15 protein-coding genes are annotated in these 18,866 nt (G+C 57.7%); 5 read left to right on the forward strand and 10 right to left on the reverse strand.

Features of this window, described 5'->3' with window-relative positions; all coding sequences use genetic code 11:
* Positions 1-2: 2 nt before the first annotated feature.
* The 7 genes from MID00_RS07750 to MID00_RS07780 form a co-directional block, all read right to left on the reverse strand.
* Entirely contained in the window at positions 3-926 is a 924-nt protein-coding gene (locus tag MID00_RS07750) for a fumarylacetoacetate hydrolase family protein (protein WP_009463820.1), read from the reverse strand.
* A 95-nt stretch (positions 927-1,021) separates the two neighbouring features.
* A complete protein-coding gene (locus MID00_RS07755) occupies positions 1,022-2,146 on the reverse strand; it encodes a cupin domain-containing protein (protein ID WP_083055160.1) in 1,125 nt (374 codons plus the stop codon).
* A gap of 21 nt (positions 2,147-2,167) precedes the next feature.
* Positions 2,168-4,504 (reverse strand): bifunctional salicylyl-CoA 5-hydroxylase/oxidoreductase, encoded by a 2,337-nt coding sequence (locus MID00_RS07760; RefSeq protein ID WP_254500127.1) that lies wholly within the window; start codon positions 4,502-4,504, stop codon positions 2,168-2,170.
* A 130-nt stretch (positions 4,505-4,634) separates the two neighbouring features.
* On the reverse strand, positions 4,635-5,078 hold the full coding sequence (locus tag MID00_RS07765) for a thioesterase family protein (RefSeq protein ID WP_009463823.1): 444 nt from the start codon (positions 5,076-5,078) through the stop codon (positions 4,635-4,637).
* 95 nt (positions 5,079-5,173) lie between these two features.
* Entirely contained in the window at positions 5,174-5,689 is a 516-nt protein-coding gene (locus tag MID00_RS07770; protein ID WP_009463824.1) for a MarR family winged helix-turn-helix transcriptional regulator, read from the reverse strand.
* A 231-nt stretch (positions 5,690-5,920) separates the two neighbouring features.
* A complete protein-coding gene (locus MID00_RS07775) occupies positions 5,921-7,426 on the reverse strand; it encodes an indolepyruvate oxidoreductase subunit beta family protein (RefSeq protein ID WP_254500128.1) in 1,506 nt (501 codons plus the stop codon).
* 23 nt (positions 7,427-7,449) lie between these two features.
* Entirely contained in the window at positions 7,450-9,660 is a 2,211-nt protein-coding gene (locus MID00_RS07780; protein ID WP_009463826.1) for an indolepyruvate ferredoxin oxidoreductase subunit alpha, read from the reverse strand.
* A 200-nt stretch (positions 9,661-9,860) separates the two neighbouring features.
* Here MID00_RS07780 and MID00_RS07785 point away from each other — a divergent pair, with 200 nt between their 5' ends.
* Entirely contained in the window at positions 9,861-10,319 is a 459-nt protein-coding gene (locus MID00_RS07785; RefSeq protein ID WP_009463827.1) for a MarR family winged helix-turn-helix transcriptional regulator, read from the forward strand.
* Between the two features lie 228 nt (positions 10,320-10,547).
* Here the strand turns inward: MID00_RS07785 and MID00_RS07790 are convergent, their stop codons facing one another.
* Both MID00_RS07790 and MID00_RS07795 read right to left on the reverse strand, forming a co-directional pair.
* A complete protein-coding gene (locus tag MID00_RS07790) occupies positions 10,548-11,531 on the reverse strand; it encodes a tripartite tricarboxylate transporter substrate binding protein (RefSeq protein WP_254500129.1) in 984 nt (327 codons plus the stop codon).
* Between the two features lie 62 nt (positions 11,532-11,593).
* Positions 11,594-13,189, reverse strand: a complete 1,596-nt coding sequence (locus MID00_RS07795; protein ID WP_035269370.1) for a sulfatase-like hydrolase/transferase — start codon at positions 13,187-13,189, stop codon at positions 11,594-11,596.
* A 253-nt stretch (positions 13,190-13,442) separates the two neighbouring features.
* Here MID00_RS07795 and MID00_RS07800 point away from each other — a divergent pair, with 253 nt between their 5' ends.
* Positions 13,443-14,183, forward strand: a complete 741-nt coding sequence (locus MID00_RS07800) for an IclR family transcriptional regulator (RefSeq protein WP_035269374.1) — start codon at positions 13,443-13,445, stop codon at positions 14,181-14,183.
* Positions 14,184-14,218: 35 nt separating this feature from the next.
* On the opposite strand, the gene MID00_RS07805 is transcribed toward MID00_RS07800, so the two are convergent.
* Positions 14,219-15,220, reverse strand: coding sequence for a 5'-nucleotidase (locus MID00_RS07805; protein ID WP_254500130.1), 1,002 nt, complete (start codon positions 15,218-15,220; stop codon positions 14,219-14,221).
* A gap of 127 nt (positions 15,221-15,347) precedes the next feature.
* Between MID00_RS07805 and MID00_RS07810 the strand changes: the two genes are divergently transcribed.
* The 3 genes from MID00_RS07810 to MID00_RS07820 all read left to right on the forward strand — a co-directional run bounded on the left by MID00_RS07810 (position 15,348) and on the right by MID00_RS07820 (position 18,854).
* Complete coding sequence (locus MID00_RS07810) at positions 15,348-16,049, forward strand: glutathione S-transferase (protein WP_031232823.1); 702 nt, start codon at positions 15,348-15,350, stop codon at positions 16,047-16,049.
* Positions 16,050-16,133: 84 nt separating this feature from the next.
* Positions 16,134-17,654, forward strand: a complete 1,521-nt coding sequence (locus tag MID00_RS07815) for an MFS transporter (RefSeq protein WP_021447148.1) — start codon at positions 16,134-16,136, stop codon at positions 17,652-17,654.
* Between the two features lie 222 nt (positions 17,655-17,876).
* Positions 17,877-18,854, forward strand: coding sequence for a tripartite tricarboxylate transporter substrate binding protein BugD (locus tag MID00_RS07820; protein ID WP_009463834.1), 978 nt, complete (start codon positions 17,877-17,879; stop codon positions 18,852-18,854).
* The last annotated feature ends 12 nt before the right edge of the window (positions 18,855-18,866 follow it).

Here is an 18,866-nt window from a genome sequence, read left to right on the forward strand (position 1 = left end):
ACTTAGTTTTGGGGGGTGACGTCCACGATGGGGTGGCGCAGTTCGCCAATGCCTTCAACCACAGCGTGCACTACGTCACCAGGCCACATCCACTCTTGAGGATCACGGCCAGCGCCCACGCCTTCTGGGGTACCGGTAGCGATGATGTCACCGGGTTCCAGCGTGATACCGGCACTGATGTCAGCGATCAGGTCGTTCACGTTGAACAGCATGTGCTTGGTGTTGGAGCTTTGCTTGGTCACACCGTTCAGAGTCAGGCTCAGGTTCAGGTTGTGCGGGTCGGTCAGCTCGTCAGCGGTCACGATCACGGGGCCGAAAGGAGCGTAGGTGTCCTGGCCTTTGGAGTAGATCCACTGACCGGCACGACGGCAGTCGCGGGCGCTCACGTCGATCATGACGGAGTAACCGAACACGTACTTCAGGGCATCTTCTTTGGCCACGCGCTGAGCACGGGTGCCCATGATCACGGCCAGTTCCACTTCCCAGTCCATTTGCTGAGTGATGTTCTTGTTGTGCTCGATGGCATCGCCAGGGCCAACCACGGTGGTTGGTGGCTTGGAGAAAATCACGGGCTGCTTGGGCAGCTCTTTGGAGGTGTCCAGAGTACGGCTGGATTCGGCCACGTGTTCCACGTAGTTCAAGCCGATACCAAAGATGTTCTTGCGTGGGCGTGGGATAGGAGCCAACAGCTTGACGTTGGCCAGGGGCAGCGCCACACCGAAAGGCATATCGTCGGCGTAGGTTTCCAGCAAGCGAGCCGTGGAAGTCACAGCGGCTGGGCCCAGGTCGATGAAATCGAGCATATTGTCAGGCAGCATGTGGCCTGTGGCGTCGCCCAGGTAACCCAGGTCAACCACCAAATCACCCACAATGGCACCCAAGCGGCCAGCGGCAGCAACTTCACTACGGTACGTTACAAGACGCATTTCTATCTCCAGATTGGGCCATCTTGTGCAGATGGCTTGAATAAATCGGGTCGGCCCGCCTTGGCAGGCCGTCCAAATAAGTTAAACAAGTAGTCTTACAGCAGGACCTGATGGCCGCCGTTCTCTGCCAGCGCTTCTTCGCGGTACAGATTCAGGGCGCGCATCACGGGCAGGTCATGGAACGAGAACAGGCAAGCGTCCTCGGACGAGGAGCCGTTCACGTGCTCATGGAACATCCAGGATGGTACGCAGAAAATGTCGCGTTCGCGCCAGTCAAAGCGTTTGCCATTGATGATGGAATAACCTTCACCCTTGGCGCATTGGTAAATAATGCTGCCGGTGTGACGGTGGGCCTTGGTGTGTTCACCGGGGCGCAGCATCTGCATGCTGGCACCAATGGTGGCCATGACAGGACCGCCGGTCAGCGGGTTGATGTAGTCCATGATGACGCCATCAAAGGGGCTGCCGTCCGTAACCTTGGCGTAGGCCGACAAGGCTTCGTAGGTGGGCTCCCACTCGTACTTGAGCAGGGGCGAGTACGGTTTTTGCCAGTCGTGCAAGGTGGGCTTCAGACCACGACCACCCCAGATACCCACCGCGTCGTTGACGGGGTGCGTAATGGCCTGGGTCAGATCCGGGTGAACCGCGTAGAAACCGGCTTCCAGGGCGTTGACCAGCGGAATGTCCAGACCGTCTTGCCAGATGCAAGGCAGGCCGTCAGCTTCCACACCGTGCTCGTGCCAGCAACCGTTAGGCGTCAGCACGAAGTCGTTGGCGCCCAAGGTCATCTTGTGGCCGTCCACGATGGTGTAGGCACCGCGGCCTTCCATGATGAAACGCAGGGCCGAGGAGGAGTGCGCATGTGCGGAAGCCGCTTCACCCGGTTTCATGACCTGCAAACCGGAGTACAGCCAGCCCACCGCCGCCGAGACTTCCTGGCGACCGGGGTTGTTCAGGTAAATCACACGACGACCGGCCTTTTCAGGGCTGACCAGATCCACCGAACGCAACACGTAATCGCGCAGGTCGCGGTAGCGCCACACCACAGGCACGGATTCGGACTTGGGCTCCCAGGGCTCGATCTTGTTGGCCACGGTCCACAGGGCACCGGCCTCAAACTGAGTCAAATCCTGGTAGTACTTCACCAGTTCGGGCGTGTCCTCAACATCTGCACGACCGAGCACGCTTTCGCGGTGGGTGTCAAAACGTTCTTCCGACATGATGCTGTCTCCTTTCGTGTTTTATGACTTGGCAGGGCCGTCCTGGGCCACTGGCGCACGTTTGATTTGGCGCTGCAACCAGTCCTTGCCCCATTCGTACTGAACGGGCCAGGCCAGGTCGGTGTAACCCAACTCCGCAGCCTGACGTTGTGGCCAGTTCGCATCGGCCAGAAAGCCTCGCGACAGGGCGCACAGGTCAGCACGGCCTGCAGCAATAATGCTGTTGGCGTGATCCGCTTCCATGATCGAACCCACCGCCATGGTGGCGATACCGGCTTCGTTACGGATACGGTCGGAGAATGGCGTCTGGTACATGCGGCCGTAAATTGGCTGCTGCTCCAGCACCACTTCACCCGAGGACACGTCGATAAGATCGGCACCGGCTTGCTTGAACAGGCGGGCAATTTCCACACCGTCGTCCGCCGTGTTGCCGCCTTCGGCCCAGTCTGTTGCCGAGATACGCACCAGGATGGGCTTGTTCTCTGGCCAGACGGCACGGATAGCGGCAAACACTTCCAGCGGGTAAGCCATGCGATTTTCCAGACTACCACCAAATTCGTCACTACGCTGATTAGTCAGCGGCGAGATGAAGCTGGACAAGAGGTAACCGTGGGCGGCTTGCAATTCGATGCAGTCAAAGCCAGCCTGGTCAGCGCGCTTGGCGGCGGCCACAAAGGCGTCACGAATTTCGTCCATCTGGGCACGAGTGATCTCGGCAGGCACGGCAGTGACGCCAGCCTGGTAAGGCAGGGCGGAGGCCGACACCAAAGGCCAGTTGCCTTCAGCCAGCGGCTGATTGGCTTTTTCCCAACCCAGCTGCGTCGAACCGCGACGGCCAGCGTGGCCCAGTTGCACACCGATCTTGGCACCCTGTTCGTGGGCGAAAGCCACCACAGGTTTCCAGGCATTGGCCTGCTCATCGTTCCACAGACCGGTACAACCGGGAGTGACACGACCTTCAGGCGTCACGGCCGTCATTTCAGCCATGATCAGGCCAGCGCCACCCATGGCGCGGCTGCCGTAATGCACCTGGTGTGTGGCACCGGGCATGCCGTCCTTGGCGCTGTACATCAGCGTGGGCGAGAGCACGACACGGTTCTTCAACTGCATGTCGCGCAGCTTGAAGGGCGTGAACATGGGCGAGGGAGCCTTTTCACCGTCGGCCAGCTTCATGCCAGCTTCGGTCGCCATCCAGCGCTCGTATTTTTCCAGCCAGGCCGCGTCACGCATACGCATGTTCTCGTGCGAGATGCGCTGCGAACGGGTCAGCATGGAGTAGGTGAACTGCTCGGGCTTCATATTGGCGTAACGGGCCACGTTCTCGAACCATTCGGTCGAGTTGCGGGCGGCGTTCTGAATGCGCAATACGTCCACGCTACGAGCGGCTTCGTAATCTTTCAGGGCCTCTTCCATGGACTCATGGTCCATGTGCTGAGCCAGCGTAATGGCATCTTCCAGAGCCAGCTTGGTGCCGGAACCGATGGAGAAGTGAGCGGTGTGAGCGGCATCGCCCATCAGCACCACAGGAACCTTCTTGCCGGTGCCGTAATCTTGCCAGTGCACCCACTTGTTGCAGATAACGCGTGGGAAGCGGATCCAGATGGCCGAACCGCGCAGGTGAGTCGCGTTACTGATCAGCTTGTTGCCATCCAGATGGTCGGCAAACAGCTTCTCGCAGTAGGCAATGGCCTCTTCCTGCGACATTTCGCCAATACCGGCTTTCTGCCAGGTCTCTTCAGGCGTTTCCACGATGAACGTGGACAGGCCATCCTGGAAGCGGTAGGCGTGAGCCTGGAACCAGCCGTGCTCGGTTTCAACAAAAATGAAGTTGAAGGCGTCGAACACTTTTTCCGTACCCAGCCACACAAAGCGGCAGTTACGGGTGTCGATATCGGGCTGGAACACGTCCTCGTAGCGGGTACGAATGGCGCTGTTGATGCCGTCAGAAGCAATCAGGATATCTGCGTTGTACTTGCGGGCCAGTTCAGCTTCGTCCGTGACCACGGTCTCGAACACCAGCTTGACGCCCACTTCTTCACAGCGAGCCTGCAGGATGTTCAGCAATTTCTTGCGACCAATCCCGATAAAGCCATGACCGCTGGAGCGCACGGCGCTACCTTTGAAATGGCACTCAATGTCGTCCCAGTGGTTGAACGCATCACCGATGGTCTGCGCGGACACAGGGTCAGCTTCACGCAGGTTTTCCATGGTCGCGTCCGAGAACACCACACCCCAGCCAAAGGTGTCGTACGGTCGGTTGCGCTCGACGACAAAAACCTCGTTCTGAGGGTTTTGCAACTTCATCAGCAAACCGAAATACAAGCCGGCTGGGCCTCCGCCAATACATACGATATTCATGATATGTCCGTATGGTCTGAATACATGCTTCTGAGCATAGTATATTTATTAATAAATATTATACAAGTCAACTATTTAAATCAAAAAAAATACCTGACCTGCACACTGCCTGCTACTACTTCAAACTAGATCAAGCCTTGCTGCTTTCTGGCTGGGCAATCACATACTCTTGCATGGGGTTGCGCAGGAAATCAGGGATAGGAATACCCAGGTGCGTCTCCAGCGAGGTGGTCACCACGGTCTGGCGCACTTGCATACGCAACACACCGTCTTTACCGATGCAGCGCAACAGCAGCGTCAAGGAGCTATTGCCAATGCGTTCCACACCCAGGCTCATCACCACATCATCACCCATACGGCTGATGGACTTGAACTCGGCTTCGATATGCACCGAGGGCATGCCCACCCGTTTGCTGGCGATCATGTTGTGAAAACCCTCGGGGGTCATGGAGTCGATCCATGCTTCCATCAGGTCGTTAAACATCACAAAGTACTGCGGATAAAAAACGATACCCGCTGGATCGCATTCCGAAAAACGGATGCGATGTTCTTGTTCGTACAGCTTGGAAACCATGTTGTAGACACCTTTTTAGCAAGTGTTTTGTGCGCCTGTTCGTGACGCTATCCGCATCCTGCCTGGCTTACAGGCCTGGCAGGATGCACCTTATGCTAGCCAGCAGCGCTTTGCAGATGGACCCGCAACAGGCCCAGATGCTGATGGATGTGCACGACCTCTTCCGTGCCCAGACCTTCAAACATTTCCGCAATCCAGTCGCTGTGGGCCTGGGCCATCGCCTCGAAACTGCTCTTGCCCTTGGGGGTGAGACGCAACACCCAAGCACGTCGGTCGGTGGGGCTGCTCTGGCGAGACACCATGCCCTCGCGGGCCAGCTCATCAGTCAGTCCGGTAATATTGCCGCCGGTTACCATCAGATAGCGCGACAATTCGCCCATCTTCAGGCCCTGCGGGTAACGATACAGCTGGGCCATATAGTCGAAACGGGCCAGCGAAATATCAAAATTCTGGCGCAAGCGGCGACGAATTTCGTCTTCGATCTGCTTGGTGCAGGTCAGCATGCGCAACCACAATTTCAGGCTGGCGGGGTCCTTGGGACCGACGCGGCCTTCAAAGCCGGCATCGGCCGGTTCTACCAAAAATTCGAGTGCTGCTTCGCTTTGATTCATATTTTTTTCCCCCAAGCTTTGGCTAATTCAGTTTGACCAACAGGCGGGATATTCTTGCTTGAACAAGTGGCCAAGTAGACACGGGATGTCTGGCTTTCAGGGCCTTGGTCGCAGTGCCAATCCGAATTTATATTCTACTATGAATATTTTAGAAATAAAGTATTTGGCGGGATAAAAACGCTTCCTCAAGGGTTTTCACCAAGGCCGCCCGAAAGCGGCCCGGTGTCGCCCTTACACCAGTGCGTACTGGCGCAGTGCAGCCTCCAGCTTGACGCCATGCTCGTCGGCCAAAGCCGCATCGCGCAAGGCACCCAAAATGGCAGGTGACAGGGTGCTGGGGTTGCGCTCCAGAGCCGACATCACGGTCTGGTAGTTACGCAAGCCACGGGCATGGGTATCACCATACCCTTTGACCAAACGCTGGCACTGAGCAATTTCCAGAGCCAGGGCCGGATGAGCATCGGCAGCCTGTTCGATCTGCTTCAACCAGCCTTCAATACGCTGCTGCTCAGCCTGGTAGCGCAGCGTACGACGACGCCAGCGCTTGAAGCCCGAGAGCAGGTACAAAGGAATGAAGCCGCGCACCGAGCTGGTTTGAATCACGCGACCGGATTTGGTCTGCGATTTCACCAGCTTGTTGCCCCAGGTAGGACGCATCAACCAACGACCTACACTGGCAAAGGGCAGGATTTCGCTGATTTCTTCCACACGGGGGTGCATGTATTCATTGATCGCCACGATCTGGCCGTCGGCAGCGCGCACTTCTTTATGCACACGGTCAAAACGGCTGGAGCGGGTTTTCAGTTCGGCCACGCGAATGGCGTCCTCGTAGGACATCCACAGCGCCAGATAACGGCCGGTTTCACGGATCAGGGCCACATCGTCAGGGCGGGCAAACTGGCTGATCTTTTTCAGGCGGTCCAGGTACAGATTGGCGTAGGCCACGTCCTGAAAATCCAGCACACGGCGCACACCTTCCACCACGATAGGCTGGGCCTGCTCGGGCACTTCGGCACGGACGCGGTCAATCAGCTTGGCCACTGCAGGGTCGCGGGGGGCCAGCGTCGCCATATCAACCGGCTTGTTTCCCGAATCGGCCTTGCCAGCATCGCCTTCAGCGACACGGGCGTAAGCTGCACCAAAAGCCTTCAGACTGGGTTTGACGCCCACGCCACCGCGTTCGATGGTCTGTTCAAACTGCGAGCGGCTAAAGGGCAGCACACCAGTGCTGGCCAATGCGCCAAACAGCACGGCGGAAATTACGCTGCCCGAATCCTCGGCCGCTTTTTCCATATTGAAATACACAAAACGCTTGGCAGCCTGGGTTGCGTGCGCAATCAGGGCATTGTCGTCCACACGGCCATCACCCATGGCCGATTTTTCGGCAATGGAATAGACACGGTGAGTCGAAGCGATCAGCGTGGTGCGGTCCTCTGTGACCAGGCCACGTTGTACGGCGCGACCGGCTTCCATCAGCTCGGAAGCCAGCACCACATCCACGTCACCGGGCATGGGCATCAGGGCCAGCACAGGCTTTTTGCCATCCACGGCGGCCGAGTGCGGGAACAGTTCCACGTAGTAAATCGTGGCGCCGGTACGCTGGGCCACGCCCGGCACCGAGGTGGTCTGTGCAAAGTAGCCGTTTTGTTCGCCCAGGTTGACGATCCAGTCGGCCAACACGCCGCCGCCTTCGCCACCCATGGCCAAAATAGCAATCTTGATTGGTTTGATCTGCATGATAAAAATCTCTACGGGTGTGCTTAGAAGGCCAGACGTTCACGACGGGCAGCGTCACGACGCTGCAACCAGCCGATAAAGCTACGGCGGGTTTTTTCGCGGAACTTGTCCCAGCCAGTCGGGTTGCTGACTACTTGTGCACGGTAGAAAGACGGGCACAGAATCGCGGCGTGGGAAACCTCACCACACAGACCGCAACCCACACAACTGTTCATCACGTTCGCCACTGGGTCCTGACGCAGGGCGTCCGGATTGGGGCGGATCGACAACGACGGGCAACCGGACAAGCGGATGCAGGAGTGATCGCCGGTACACGTATCCGGATCCACACCAAAACGCTCGCGCACTACGCGTTCGCCCGCCGCCACGGCTTTACGCACCTGGCCTTTCTCGCGGCGCTGACGGTTCAACATACATTCGCTTTGCGCCACCAGCACCTTGGGACCTTTTTCCTTGGTCGTCAGGGCTTCACGCAGGGTTGCCGTCATGGTCTTCAAGTCGTAGGTACGACGTATCATGCGCAGCCATTCCACACCCACGCCACGCGCGGCTTTCTCGATCAGGTGACCGGTACTGCGCGTTTCGTTCTTGGCCTTGGAGGACAGAATGTCCTGACCACCGGTAGCCGCGGTGTAGCTGTTGTCGATCACAATGGTCAGGTTGTCGCTGCGGTTGAACACGGCGTTGGCAATACCACTGGTCAAACCGTTGTGCCAGAAACCACCGTCACCCATGACCGAGATCGCACGCTTGTCCGAATCCACGTTCAAGGCAGCCGAGCCGGCGCCACCCAGGCCGTAACCCATGGTGGTGTTACCCAGGTTGAAGGGCGGCAAAATGGAAAACAGGTGACAGCCAATGTCAGCCGACACGTGGTGCTCGCCCAGCTCGCGCTCCACCAGCTTCAAAGCGGTAAAGATAGGACGCTCGGGACAGCCGGTACAAAACCCTGGCGGACGGGCGTGAACATTCTCGTCCAGGCTGCCCAAGGGTTTGACTTCAGCCGCTTCCACTTCCACCAGGCTGGCTTGCTCAGCTTTGGGACGCTCCACGGTCTCGACTTTCATCGGGATCACGCGTGGTTTGCGGGCTGGCAGGGGCTCGATGCGCTCGTATTTTTCCATGAAGGCACGCAGGCCTTTCAACATGGTGGCGGTGTTGTATTCACCGGCCAGAGGCAACAGATCCTTGCCGTGCAAGGTCACATCCACATTGTGACGGCGCACGATGTCGGAGATGTTCTGTTCAACAAAGTTGGGCTGACCTTCTTCCAGCACCAGCACCGCACGCTTGCCTTCACAGAAGCGGACGATTTCAGATTCGATCAGCGGGTAGGCCACGTTCATCACGTACATCGGCACTTTGGATTCGCCGAACACGTCGGCCATATCCAGGTGTTCCAGAGCACGGATCACGGTGTTGTAGCCACCGCCCTGAACGATCAGACCGACGTCATCGGCGCCATCAGCAAAGAATTCATTCAACTGACGCTCTTCGATGAACTTAACGGCATTAGGCCAGCGCTGTTCGATCTTTTCTTTTTCATGCAGGAAGCTGGCAGGCGGCAACACAATGCGATTGATGTCGCGTGTGGGCTGCTCCATGGCTTCTTTGATAGTGAACTTGGCGCGGCGGTTATCCGAGGCCACAAACTGACCATGCACGTGACAGGCGCGAATACGCAGCTGCAACATCACGGGGGTGTTGGACGCTTCGGACAGATCAAAGCCGTCTTTAACTGCTTGCACAATACAGGGCAGGTTGGGACGGGGGTCCAGCATCCACATTTGCGATTTCATGGCAAAAGCGTGGCTGCGCTCCTGCATGATGGACGAGCCTTCGCCGTAGTCTTCCCCCACAATGATCAGCGCACCGCCCTTGACCCCGCCGGAGGCCAGGTTGGCCAGCGCGTCCGAGGCCACGTTGGTACCCACGGTTGCTTTAAAAGTGATGGCGCCACGCAGCGGGTAGTTAACCGACGCAGCCAGCGTTGCCGCCGCCGTTGCCTCGCTGGCACTGTTTTCAAAACGGATTCCGTTCTCTTGCAGGATGTCCTGGGCATCTGCCAGCACGTCCATCAAGTGCGAGATAGGCGCACCCTGGTAACCGGCCACGTAGGACACGCCCGATTCCAGCAGGGCCTTGGTCACCGCCAGGATGCCTTCGCCACTGAATACGTCTCCATCACCCAGGCGCAGCTTTTTGACTTCTTCGACAAACGATCGCTCAGCCATTTTTCTTTCCTTACTTACCGCTCATTGTGAACATGGTATTTATTTTCATCGGAATATGTTTATATCTCAACATATCCATTCTCATGGTTTTCCCTAGTAAAGTAGCTAAATTATTTGCGACACGCGAGCGGACAGCTTGGTTATAGTGAGCCCTGTTGCTGCCTTGCGGCACCCATTAGCCTGTAATGACAATAAGCACCATGAGCCCCACCGAACACGACACCGTCTTTGTCGAAAACTACCTGCCCGCCTTGTTGGCCCAGGCAAGCCAGCTGATCTCTGCCGAATTCCATGAAGTGGTGCTAAGCAACGGTTTGTCCATTTCCGAATGGCGTGTGCTGTCCACCCTGTCCGGCGCGGGTGAAGTGAGCATCGGCCATCTGGCTCGTATTGCCACCACCAAGCAACCCACCGTCACACGCTTGCTCGATCGCCTGGAAAAGCAAGGTTTGCTGCGCCGCGTGGCCCACGATGTGGACCGTCGCATCACCTTGGTACGCATCACCGAAGAAGGCCAAACGCTGATCTCCGGCCTGATTGCCAAGGCTCGCCTGCACGAGCAGGAAGTGGTGCAGCGCCTGCAACCGCTGGATGTCGGCGCCCTCAAAACCACCTTGCGGCGTCTGATCTCCGAGCAGCACGACTACAACGATCAGTAAAACGCAGCCCGCCCGGCCACACTATCGGTTCTAACCCTGCATGGCGCGGGCTTGGCGTTCTGAACCTGGTCTGTAGCGACTCCCAGATTCAAGAGACACCACACAGGTCCCATCTGAACGGGGCGTGTGTGGTGTTTTTTTTATCCTTTCCAACCTTGAGGCTTCACAGAGCCATCACCGTCAGCAGCCAGGCTACTGATCAGATGTATGGCTCTGCCAGATAGCCCATTACTCAGGCTGGATACCCAGGGTCGGAATCAGCTCGGAATAGACCTTGGAGTCATTCTGCACGCGCTCCAGCGTCTGGGCCGGGGTGGTGAAGAACTGGGCCAGACCACGGCTCTTGAAGGCAGCCTGCATTTCGGGGGTCTTCAGGGCAGCATCCACCTTTTCCTGAATTTCTTTCACGGTGTCATCCTGCGTGGTGCCGGGGGCAAACAGCGCAAAAGTCGTCGTCGGAATGCTGTTGGCATGGCCACCTGCTTCCTGCACCGTCGGCACATTTGGCAGCAGTTCAGTACGCTTGTCAGCGCCTACCGCCAAGACTCGCACCTTGCCGCCATCTACGTGCTGGGATGCCAGAATGCCACCGACCAGCATGGCATCTGTCTCACCGCCCAGAATGGCGTTTGTCGCCGGGGCCATGCCCTTGTAGGGAATGTAGGTGAAGTTCACCCCTTCTTCTCGGGCTAGCAAGCCCATACCCAGGTGCGTGACGTGCCCACGGCCACCGGTGCCCACATTGGTATCACCATTGGCTTTCTTGGCCTGGGCGATGAATTCCTTGTAGTCCTTGGCCGGGAAATCATTACGCACCAGCAGGTACAGGTTCACGCCAGCGACTGTGGTGACCGGCTTCAGGTCCTTTTCCCATTTGTAGGGCAGGTTGCTGTAAAGCAGCGGGTTGGTCGATACCGCCAGGCTATCGACCATCAGCAGGGCCGAGCCGTCCCCCTTGGCTTTGGCGATATTATCGGTACCGATAATGGCGTTGGCGCCCGGACGGTTCTCGATCACAAAGACCTTGCCGGTGGCCTTGTTCAGATGTACACCCAGATCGCGGGCCAGAATGTCAGGCTCGGTGCCGGGTGGGTAGGGGACCACAATACGCACCTGGTCCGTAGTCGGCCAGGCGGCTTGAGCCATCATCGGGGCCAAAGCACCCACACCTGCCAACAACAGGGCCAGCGTCGTATTTTTAAGCTGCTTCATTGTCCACTCCTTATCGTTATTGATTGCGGCCCGCCACCGACTGGTAGCCCCCCGCAGCGCATTTACCATCGTCCAATCAAGATATTCATCATGCGCTCATGCGCATTGGTACGATCCTCTACCGCAGCCCAGCTCTCGCTGGCACGCCCTTTCAGGGTGTCATGCCAGTCCAGCAGGCCTTCTTTCATACGCCGACAAACCGCTGCATACGCCGGGTCTGCGCCCAGGTCGTGCAGCTCGTCAGGGTCTTGCTTCAAGTCGAATAATTGTGGCCGATAGCCTTGCCAATGTATGTATTTATAGTCGCTATCGCGCAGCATCAGGCCACGACATTCATCCACGCCACGGCCCAGAATCTGGCGGGCTTCCCGATAGGCGTAATCCAGGCTGGCCACGGTGTACTCACGTGCCCAGTCGGACTGGCCGTGCAACAAGGGAATCAGCGAACGGCCTTCCACCCGGTGTTCCTGGGCGGGCAGGTGCAAGGCATCCAGAATCGTGGGGGTGACATCCACGCACTCGACAAAGGCATCACTGCTTTGACCACGTGTGGCATTTGCTGAAGTCCGTGGATCAACCACGATCAGCGGAACGCGTATGGCATTTTCAAAGAAATACTCTTTCTCTCCCAGCCAGTGGTCGCCCAGCAAATCACCATGATCAGAACTGAAAATAATCAGGGTGTCTTTCAGGCGGTCTTGCTGTTCCAGCATGTCCAGCAAACGGCCGACTTCATCATCAATCTGTTGAACCAGGCCCATATAGACAGGCTTGATCGTGCGCCAGACCTCGTCCTGAGCAAAAGACAGGGATTCTTCATGCTGCTGATAGGCCGCATGCACGGGGTGTGCATTCTGGCGCTCGTGCTCTGCACGCAAGGGCGTACAGGCGTCTTCCGCGCCAAAGCGATCGTGGTAGGGCGCTGGCGCTTTATAAGGCCAGTGCGGTTTGATGAAAGACAGATGCAGGGCCCAAGGCTCTTCGCCCTTGGCTGTGATGAAATCCATGGCCCGCTGGGTGAAGTAGGCGGTTTCAGAGTCCTGCGCCTGTACCCGTGCTGGCAGGCTGGCATTACGCATGTACCAACCGGAGGCAAACTGACCCTGGGCATCCTGGCTGCCAATCACATAGTCTTCCCAGGGACGCTCGCTGTCGTAACCCTGAGCCTGCAAATACTGGCGGTATTCACTATCCGGGCCCATTTCAAAGTGACCGTCATAGCGTTCAATCGCCGTAAAGCCGCCTTGCCAGAAGCGCTCGGCCGCCTCGGGCTGAACCTGGAAGCGTCGGGCATTGGCCCCGGCCGGGTCCGGCACGTGATGGGTCTTGCCCAGCAGATGGCAGTCTCGCCCGGACTGGGCCAGATAATCTCCCAGATACAGCTCGTCGATGGGGTGGGGAACGCGATTCCAGGTGACCCGGTGCGACAAGGGATAGCGGCCGGTGTAATACGAGGCCCGCGACGGGCCACAGACGGCAGAGTTCACATAGGCACGATCAAAGCGCACACCCATGGCGGCCAGACGATCCAAATTGGGGGTCTTTAATGCGCCCCCAGGGGCATAACAGGACAGGTGGTCTGCACGTAACTGGTCACACATGATGAACAGCACATTCTTGATCTCTAAAGACACCTGACTGGGCTGAGCCTGATCCATGTCCGCCTCAAAAAAACCGGGTCCGGGCCCGCGTAGAACCCGACGCCACAAAAGGAGTAGGCCATGTGTAAGCAAATGCATAACAGACCCGCTTATGCCTCAGATTATTACCGCAGTCTGAGAATAATTTTCGAATAATCTGATGGTTTAGGTATAAACCAGTAGACCCGGCCAATGCCCGATGTTGCGCTCCACTGACACGCCGCAGCATGGTTAGAATAGAGAACCAACAACTCCGCTGCTACGAGGGCACATGAATAGTCTAAGACGCATGCTGCAAATTCTGGACTTGTACGGTGCAGACACTCCGGTTCTGGATGTGGAAACCATCTGCGCTCGCTTGAATTACCCTCCCGCGACAACCTATCGCTACCTGAAAGAGTTATGCACTAGCGGCCTGCTGATACGCAGTCCCGAAGGTTACGCGCCGGGGCCCCGGTTTATAGAAATGGATCTGCTGATCCGCGAATTTGATCCGCTGGTCAGCCGTTGCCGCCCCTTGCTACGTTCGCTGGTCGAGCAGACCGGACTGGATGTCCTGATCGGCCAGCAATATGGCGAACGCATATTGACCACCCATCAGGAAACCGGGCCGGAGCGTTTCGAGCTGCTGTTTGGCCGGGGCCGCACCATGGATATGTTCCGCAGCTCCACAGCCCGTATCGTCACGGCTTATCTGCCCACCCGCCATCTGCGCCGCTTGTACGAGAAAAATCAGGAGATTGATTACGTACAGCGCCTGGGCAAGGAATGGCCGGTGTTTTCCGCCCATATGCAGGAACTGCGCCGTGCGGGCTATTGCATCACCAAAGAGCAGATCAATCCGGGCATAGGCGGTATTTCCGCGCCTATTTTTGATGATGCCAAACGTATCTTCGGCAGCCTGACCTTGTTGGGTACGCTGGAACGCTTTGAGGCGATCAGCCCCGAAGCGCTAGCCAGCCTGATCCAGCCCGCTGCACGCGCCGTTAGCCGCGCCCTGGCCCAAGTCTGAGGACTGGGTGCCCCCAGGAACCAAGCCGCGCCTGATCAAGCATCAGTTCGCGGCTTTGTCTTGGCCTGTTTCCGCCCTTTCTTTTTCTCCGGCACCACCGCTTTGACCGGTGGGTGGTTAACCACCCCAAACGGAATATGCACGGACGGCAAAGTCTGCGCGGTAGGAATCAGGTGCGTAGTCTGGTCATCAAAGAAAATATGGGGCTGCAAAACCTCCAGCACCCGACGTTTTTCAATGCCACCCAGAAAGAAGGCCTCGTTCACTTCAATACCCCAGCTGCGGATGGTATTGATGACACGCTCGTGAGCCGGTGCATTGCGTGCCGTCACAATCGCAATCCGCAGACGCGGCACATAGCTGGCATCCTGCTCCTGACGCAATTGCTCCACTTCCTGAATGTGCGCCAATTTCAGCAAAAACGCCTGTAACAGGCCGGGATTATGCGGTTTTTGCACCAAACGCACTTCATGCTCGAAAAAGGCCGGCAAACCACCTTCCTGCTGATACACGCGCTCGGACTCGTCGTCCGCGATCACTCCGTCAAAGTCGAAAGCCACGCGAATGGGCTGGTCGTCATAAGCATCCTCGTAAGAAGAATTGAGAACCTGACCTGCGGGATAGCCTTGCTGCACCGCCCGATGCACGTCTTCCTGATTGGCCGACAGGAACAGGCTGATGGACAGCGGCTGGATGTAAGGGCTGGGGTCGCCCCCTTGCAGAAACACCGCCCGCGTAATGTCCAGATCATGATGGCGAATGGAATTCATCACCCGCAAACCTGTATTGGGGTCATTACGAGACAGCAGCACGACCTCGACCAAGGGATCGTCGGGCGATAGATCATTCAGGGCCAGCAAGCGCCGAATGAAGGAAAAAGCCACGCCCGGCTTCAGGGGCTCATGCTCGCGCGCCAGCTGGTAATCACGATACGCCGCCTCACCTTGCTCCAGAAAGACCTGATGGGACTGGCTCAGATCAAACAAAGCGCTGGAAGCCAGCCCAATCACCAGCCGTTTCTCCAGGTCATACGCCATGCACACCGCTCCCCAAATCCGCAAAAAAAACCAGCATACCAAAACGCTCAGCCGGCACTGGTACTACCCAAGCAGAACAAAGCCTACTAAAGTGCAAACACCATCACCTTCGTGAAAGCTTGCCGCCATGCAACCCTCAAAAAGCTATACCCTTGTTCTGGGCAATCCCCATTATTCGTCCTGGTCCTTGCGCCCCTGGTTATTAATGAGCCACTTGGGCATAGACTTTGACGCACGCTGGTTCAATTTTGGCCCCTCCTTCAGCACCCTGGCTTTCCATGAAATGGCACCGGCGGGCCAAGTACCTGTGCTACATACCAATGGGCAGATCATTTGGGACAGTCTGGCTATTGCCGAATACCTGGCCGAACAGCATCCCGGCGTCTGGCCCATAGACCCCATTGCCCGCGCCTGGGCGCGCAGCGCCAGTGCAGAAATGCACGCCAACTTTTCTTCCTTGCGAAATCTCTGCCCCTTTGCCGTCGCCCTGCGCGCCCACCACCATCAGCAGGACATGCGTCTGCAAGGCGAGCTGGAACGCCTGCAAACCATCTGGCAAGAAGGCTTGAGCCGTTTTGGCGGCCCTTTCCTGGCCGGAGAGCGCTTTAGCGCCGTCGATGCCTTTTACGCTCCCGTGGTATTTCGCCTGCAAACCTATGGTCTGAAACTGGACGAAACCTGTCAGGACTACATGAATCGCATACTGGAATTGCCTGCCATGCAGCGCTGGCACCAGATGGCCTGTCAGGACACCTGGCGCGACCCGGACCACGAAGCCGAAATTGTGCGTGTAGCTGATATACATCTGGATTTACGCCAGCCAGCCTAGTGTCAGCGAATTGCCATGTCAGTGCAGACACGAAAGAGTATCCTTGATGGTCCCGAATGATTTCGCTGTCAAGGATTGCGCCGTATGGGCGATACGTACTTTCGCACTACAAACTACCATTTCACCGATCTGGACCCTCAGGCACAGGCCGCTTATGTAGACTCGCTGGCTGGACAAGCCCGGGCCAACAGCGCCTGTTTACGCTTCGATGTATTGCGCAAAGACCAGCCCCCAGGACAATGGGTGCTGCATGAAAGCTGGCGAGACTCCCAAAGCTGCAAGGACTTTCACGCCAGCGCCCCCGCTCGGACCCTGCAAAAAGCACGGGTCGAACAGAACCTGAACCATCCAGCCCAGCAAAAGGCTGCTGACAAGCCTGCGGCTGCGCGCCCGGCGTGCAAGAAGAGCAAGTGGGACCCCTACGTGTGGATCAGTATCGCCATGTGTATCGGGGTGATGGGCACGGCCCTGGCCAGCCCGCTATACCCGCTGTATCAGGACCGCTGGGACCTGAACGCCAGTCACATTACCCAACTGTACGTGGCCTATATGGCCGCTGGTTTGACGGGCCTGCTGTTTCTGGGCCGCTTGAGCGACATGAAAGGCTTTATGCCCGTGCTGCGTACCGGCCTGATTCTGGTGACCAGCGGCGTAACCCTGTCCGCCTTTGCCTGGGATGTAGGCAGCTTTGTGTTCAGCCGCATCATGATCGGGATGGCCTCCAGCATGATTGTGACTTCAGCCTCCATCGGTCTGGGGCAATTTAACCGGGGCGGAGACGTGCAACGTGCTGCCGCTACCACCTCACTGATGCTGGCCTTTGGTTTTGGCCTGGGCCCGGTCGTAGGCGGCCTGATTGCACAGTGGGTGCCAAATCCACTGTTCTCCAGCTATATCCCCTCCATGGCCCTGGGTGTGCTGGCCATCTATGCCCTGTTTCAGATCAAGCCTATTGCCAGCAAACAGCCGGTACCGCAAAAGACCAACTGGCGCACCTGGATGCCGCGCCTGACACTGCCCGCCACCCATCTGCGCCGCCCCTATCTGATTGGCTGTTTGTCCGCCTGTTGCGCCTTTGCCATGTTCAGCCTGTTCGCCTCTCTGGCCCCCAGCTTCATGGCACAAATGGTGCCTTGGCACGGCCCGGCCACCAGCGGCTTTTCCATCGGGATTATTCTGTTTCTGTCCTCGGGCTTCCAGCTGCTGATCCGCCGCTGGCCCGCCAAGCGCAGCGTCATCGTGGGTCTGCTGTCCTTTACCCTGGCCTGTATCGCCTTGCTGATCAATCTGTGGGCCAGTTCCTCGTTGTTATTCATCCTGTGCGTGCTGCTGACCGCCTTTGGCCACGGCCTGTGCATGTACGGCGGCATGTCCATCGTGCAGCGTGTCTCGCCCCCGCATCAGCGTGCCGGCCTGACGTCTACCTACCTGATCACCGGCTATCTGGGTGCCATCCTGCCTATTCTGGGTCTGGGCTGGCTGGCCGACCATTTGGGTCTGGACCAGGGCCTGATGATCTTCTGCAGTCTGATCGCCACCGCCGCACTGACTGTTTCCATCATCGCCTATCTGACGCCGGTACTGCATAAACCAGCCTCTGCCTGAGCAGGCACCTTGGCAAGCCACAACCTCTGGCTGTGGCTTGCTCGCCATGCGAGCCCCCGTATATTCCCCTAGTCCATTCACGCCCCTTACTAGGGTTAGACCTGAAAAAGAAACACGTCCACCCTCAGTAGAATAAAGCCACTCCTGCAACGCTTCGCAACACAGAGCGACCGGACCCAAGTATCTCCCAAAAGAATAAGTAATCCTTATCAAGGAGGCATTATGGCTGTTGCATTAAACAAGCTGTTTGTCAGTCTGGGCGCGGCCTTGGCCTGCTCGGTTACCGCACAGGCAGCCGGTTATCCGGACCACCCCATCAATATGGTGGTACCTTTTGCGGCGGGCGGTCCCACGGACAACGTGGCACGCGCTCTGGCCGAAGCCATGCGCCCAGTTCTGGGTGAAACCATTGTGGTGGAAAACAAAGGCGGGGCAGGTGGCTCCATTGGCACTTCCCAGGTCGCCCGCGCCAAGCCGGATGGCTACAACATACTGCTGATGCACATCGGCTTTTCCACCGCCCCTTCGCTATACAAAAAGCCCGGCTATGACGCCATCAACGGCATGTCTCCCATCGGCCTGGTCGTTGACGTTCCCATGACCATCATTGCCCGTGAGGACTTCCCACCCAACAACATTCAGGAGCTGGTGCAGTACCTGAAGGACAACCAGGACAAGGTTTCCCTGGCCAACGCCGGGATTGGCGCGGCCAGCCACCTGTGCGGCACCATGTTCACTGAGGCACTGGGTATTGAACTGCTGACCGTGCCCTACAAAGGCACCGCCCCGGCCATCGCGGATTTGATGGGCAAGCAGGTGGACATCATGTGTGACCAAACCACCAACACCACCCAGCAAATCAAATCCGGCAAGGTGAAGGTCTATGCTGTCACCAGCCGCGAGCGCGTCCCGACCTTCCCGGACGTGCCCACCATGCAGGAGTCTGGTTTCAAGGACTTTGAAGTAGGCATCTGGCACGGCATGTGGGCACCAAAAGATACACCCCAGCCTGTCGTGGATACCCTGGTAAAAGCGCTTCAAGCCGGCATGGCCGACAAGGACTTCCAAAGCCGCATGGCCACCCTGGGCGCAACGGTCATGGACAAAGAAGCCAACCCGGCTGCCTTGCAAGCCAAGGTGGAGCAACAAGTGCCCCAGTGGGCCGCATTGTTCAAGAAAGTGGGCGTAGAGCCCCAATAAACTCTGTTAGCC

Source organism: Alcaligenes sp. NLF5-7 (genome assembly GCF_024266725.1).
In the GTDB taxonomy this organism is placed as follows: Bacteria; Pseudomonadota; Gammaproteobacteria; order Burkholderiales; family Burkholderiaceae_B; genus Alcaligenes; species Alcaligenes phenolicus.

What these genes read in the sequence shown, in the direction of transcription:
- MID00_RS07790 (WP_254500129.1), bottom strand. Translation starts at nt 11,531, where the DNA reads ATGAAGCAGCTTAAAAATACGACGCTGGCCCTGTTGTTGGCAGGTGTG.
- MID00_RS07755 (WP_083055160.1), bottom strand. Translation starts at nt 2,146, where the DNA reads ATGTCGGAAGAACGTTTTGACACCCACCGCGAAAGCGTGCTCGGTCGT.
- MID00_RS07750 (WP_009463820.1), bottom strand. Translation starts at nt 926, where the DNA reads ATGCGTCTTGTAACGTACCGTAGTGAAGTTGCTGCCGCTGGCCGCTTG.
- MID00_RS07820 (WP_009463834.1), top strand. Translation starts at nt 17,877, where the DNA reads ATGGCTGTTGCATTAAACAAGCTGTTTGTCAGTCTGGGCGCGGCCTTG.
- MID00_RS07810 (WP_031232823.1), top strand. Translation starts at nt 15,348, where the DNA reads ATGCAACCCTCAAAAAGCTATACCCTTGTTCTGGGCAATCCCCATTAT.
- MID00_RS07785 (WP_009463827.1), top strand. Translation starts at nt 9,861, where the DNA reads ATGAGCCCCACCGAACACGACACCGTCTTTGTCGAAAACTACCTGCCC.
- MID00_RS07800 (WP_035269374.1), top strand. Translation starts at nt 13,443, where the DNA reads ATGAATAGTCTAAGACGCATGCTGCAAATTCTGGACTTGTACGGTGCA.
- MID00_RS07795 (WP_035269370.1), bottom strand. Translation starts at nt 13,189, where the DNA reads ATGGATCAGGCTCAGCCCAGTCAGGTGTCTTTAGAGATCAAGAATGTG.
- MID00_RS07780 (WP_009463826.1), bottom strand. Translation starts at nt 9,660, where the DNA reads ATGGCTGAGCGATCGTTTGTCGAAGAAGTCAAAAAGCTGCGCCTGGGT.
- MID00_RS07760 (WP_254500127.1), bottom strand. Translation starts at nt 4,504, where the DNA reads ATGAATATCGTATGTATTGGCGGAGGCCCAGCCGGCTTGTATTTCGGT.
- MID00_RS07770 (WP_009463824.1), bottom strand. Translation starts at nt 5,689, where the DNA reads ATGAATCAAAGCGAAGCAGCACTCGAATTTTTGGTAGAACCGGCCGAT.
- MID00_RS07805 (WP_254500130.1), bottom strand. Translation starts at nt 15,220, where the DNA reads ATGGCGTATGACCTGGAGAAACGGCTGGTGATTGGGCTGGCTTCCAGC.
- MID00_RS07775 (WP_254500128.1), bottom strand. Translation starts at nt 7,426, where the DNA reads ATGCAGATCAAACCAATCAAGATTGCTATTTTGGCCATGGGTGGCGAA.
- MID00_RS07765 (WP_009463823.1), bottom strand. Translation starts at nt 5,078, where the DNA reads ATGGTTTCCAAGCTGTACGAACAAGAACATCGCATCCGTTTTTCGGAA.
- MID00_RS07815 (WP_021447148.1), top strand. Translation starts at nt 16,134, where the DNA reads ATGGGCGATACGTACTTTCGCACTACAAACTACCATTTCACCGATCTG.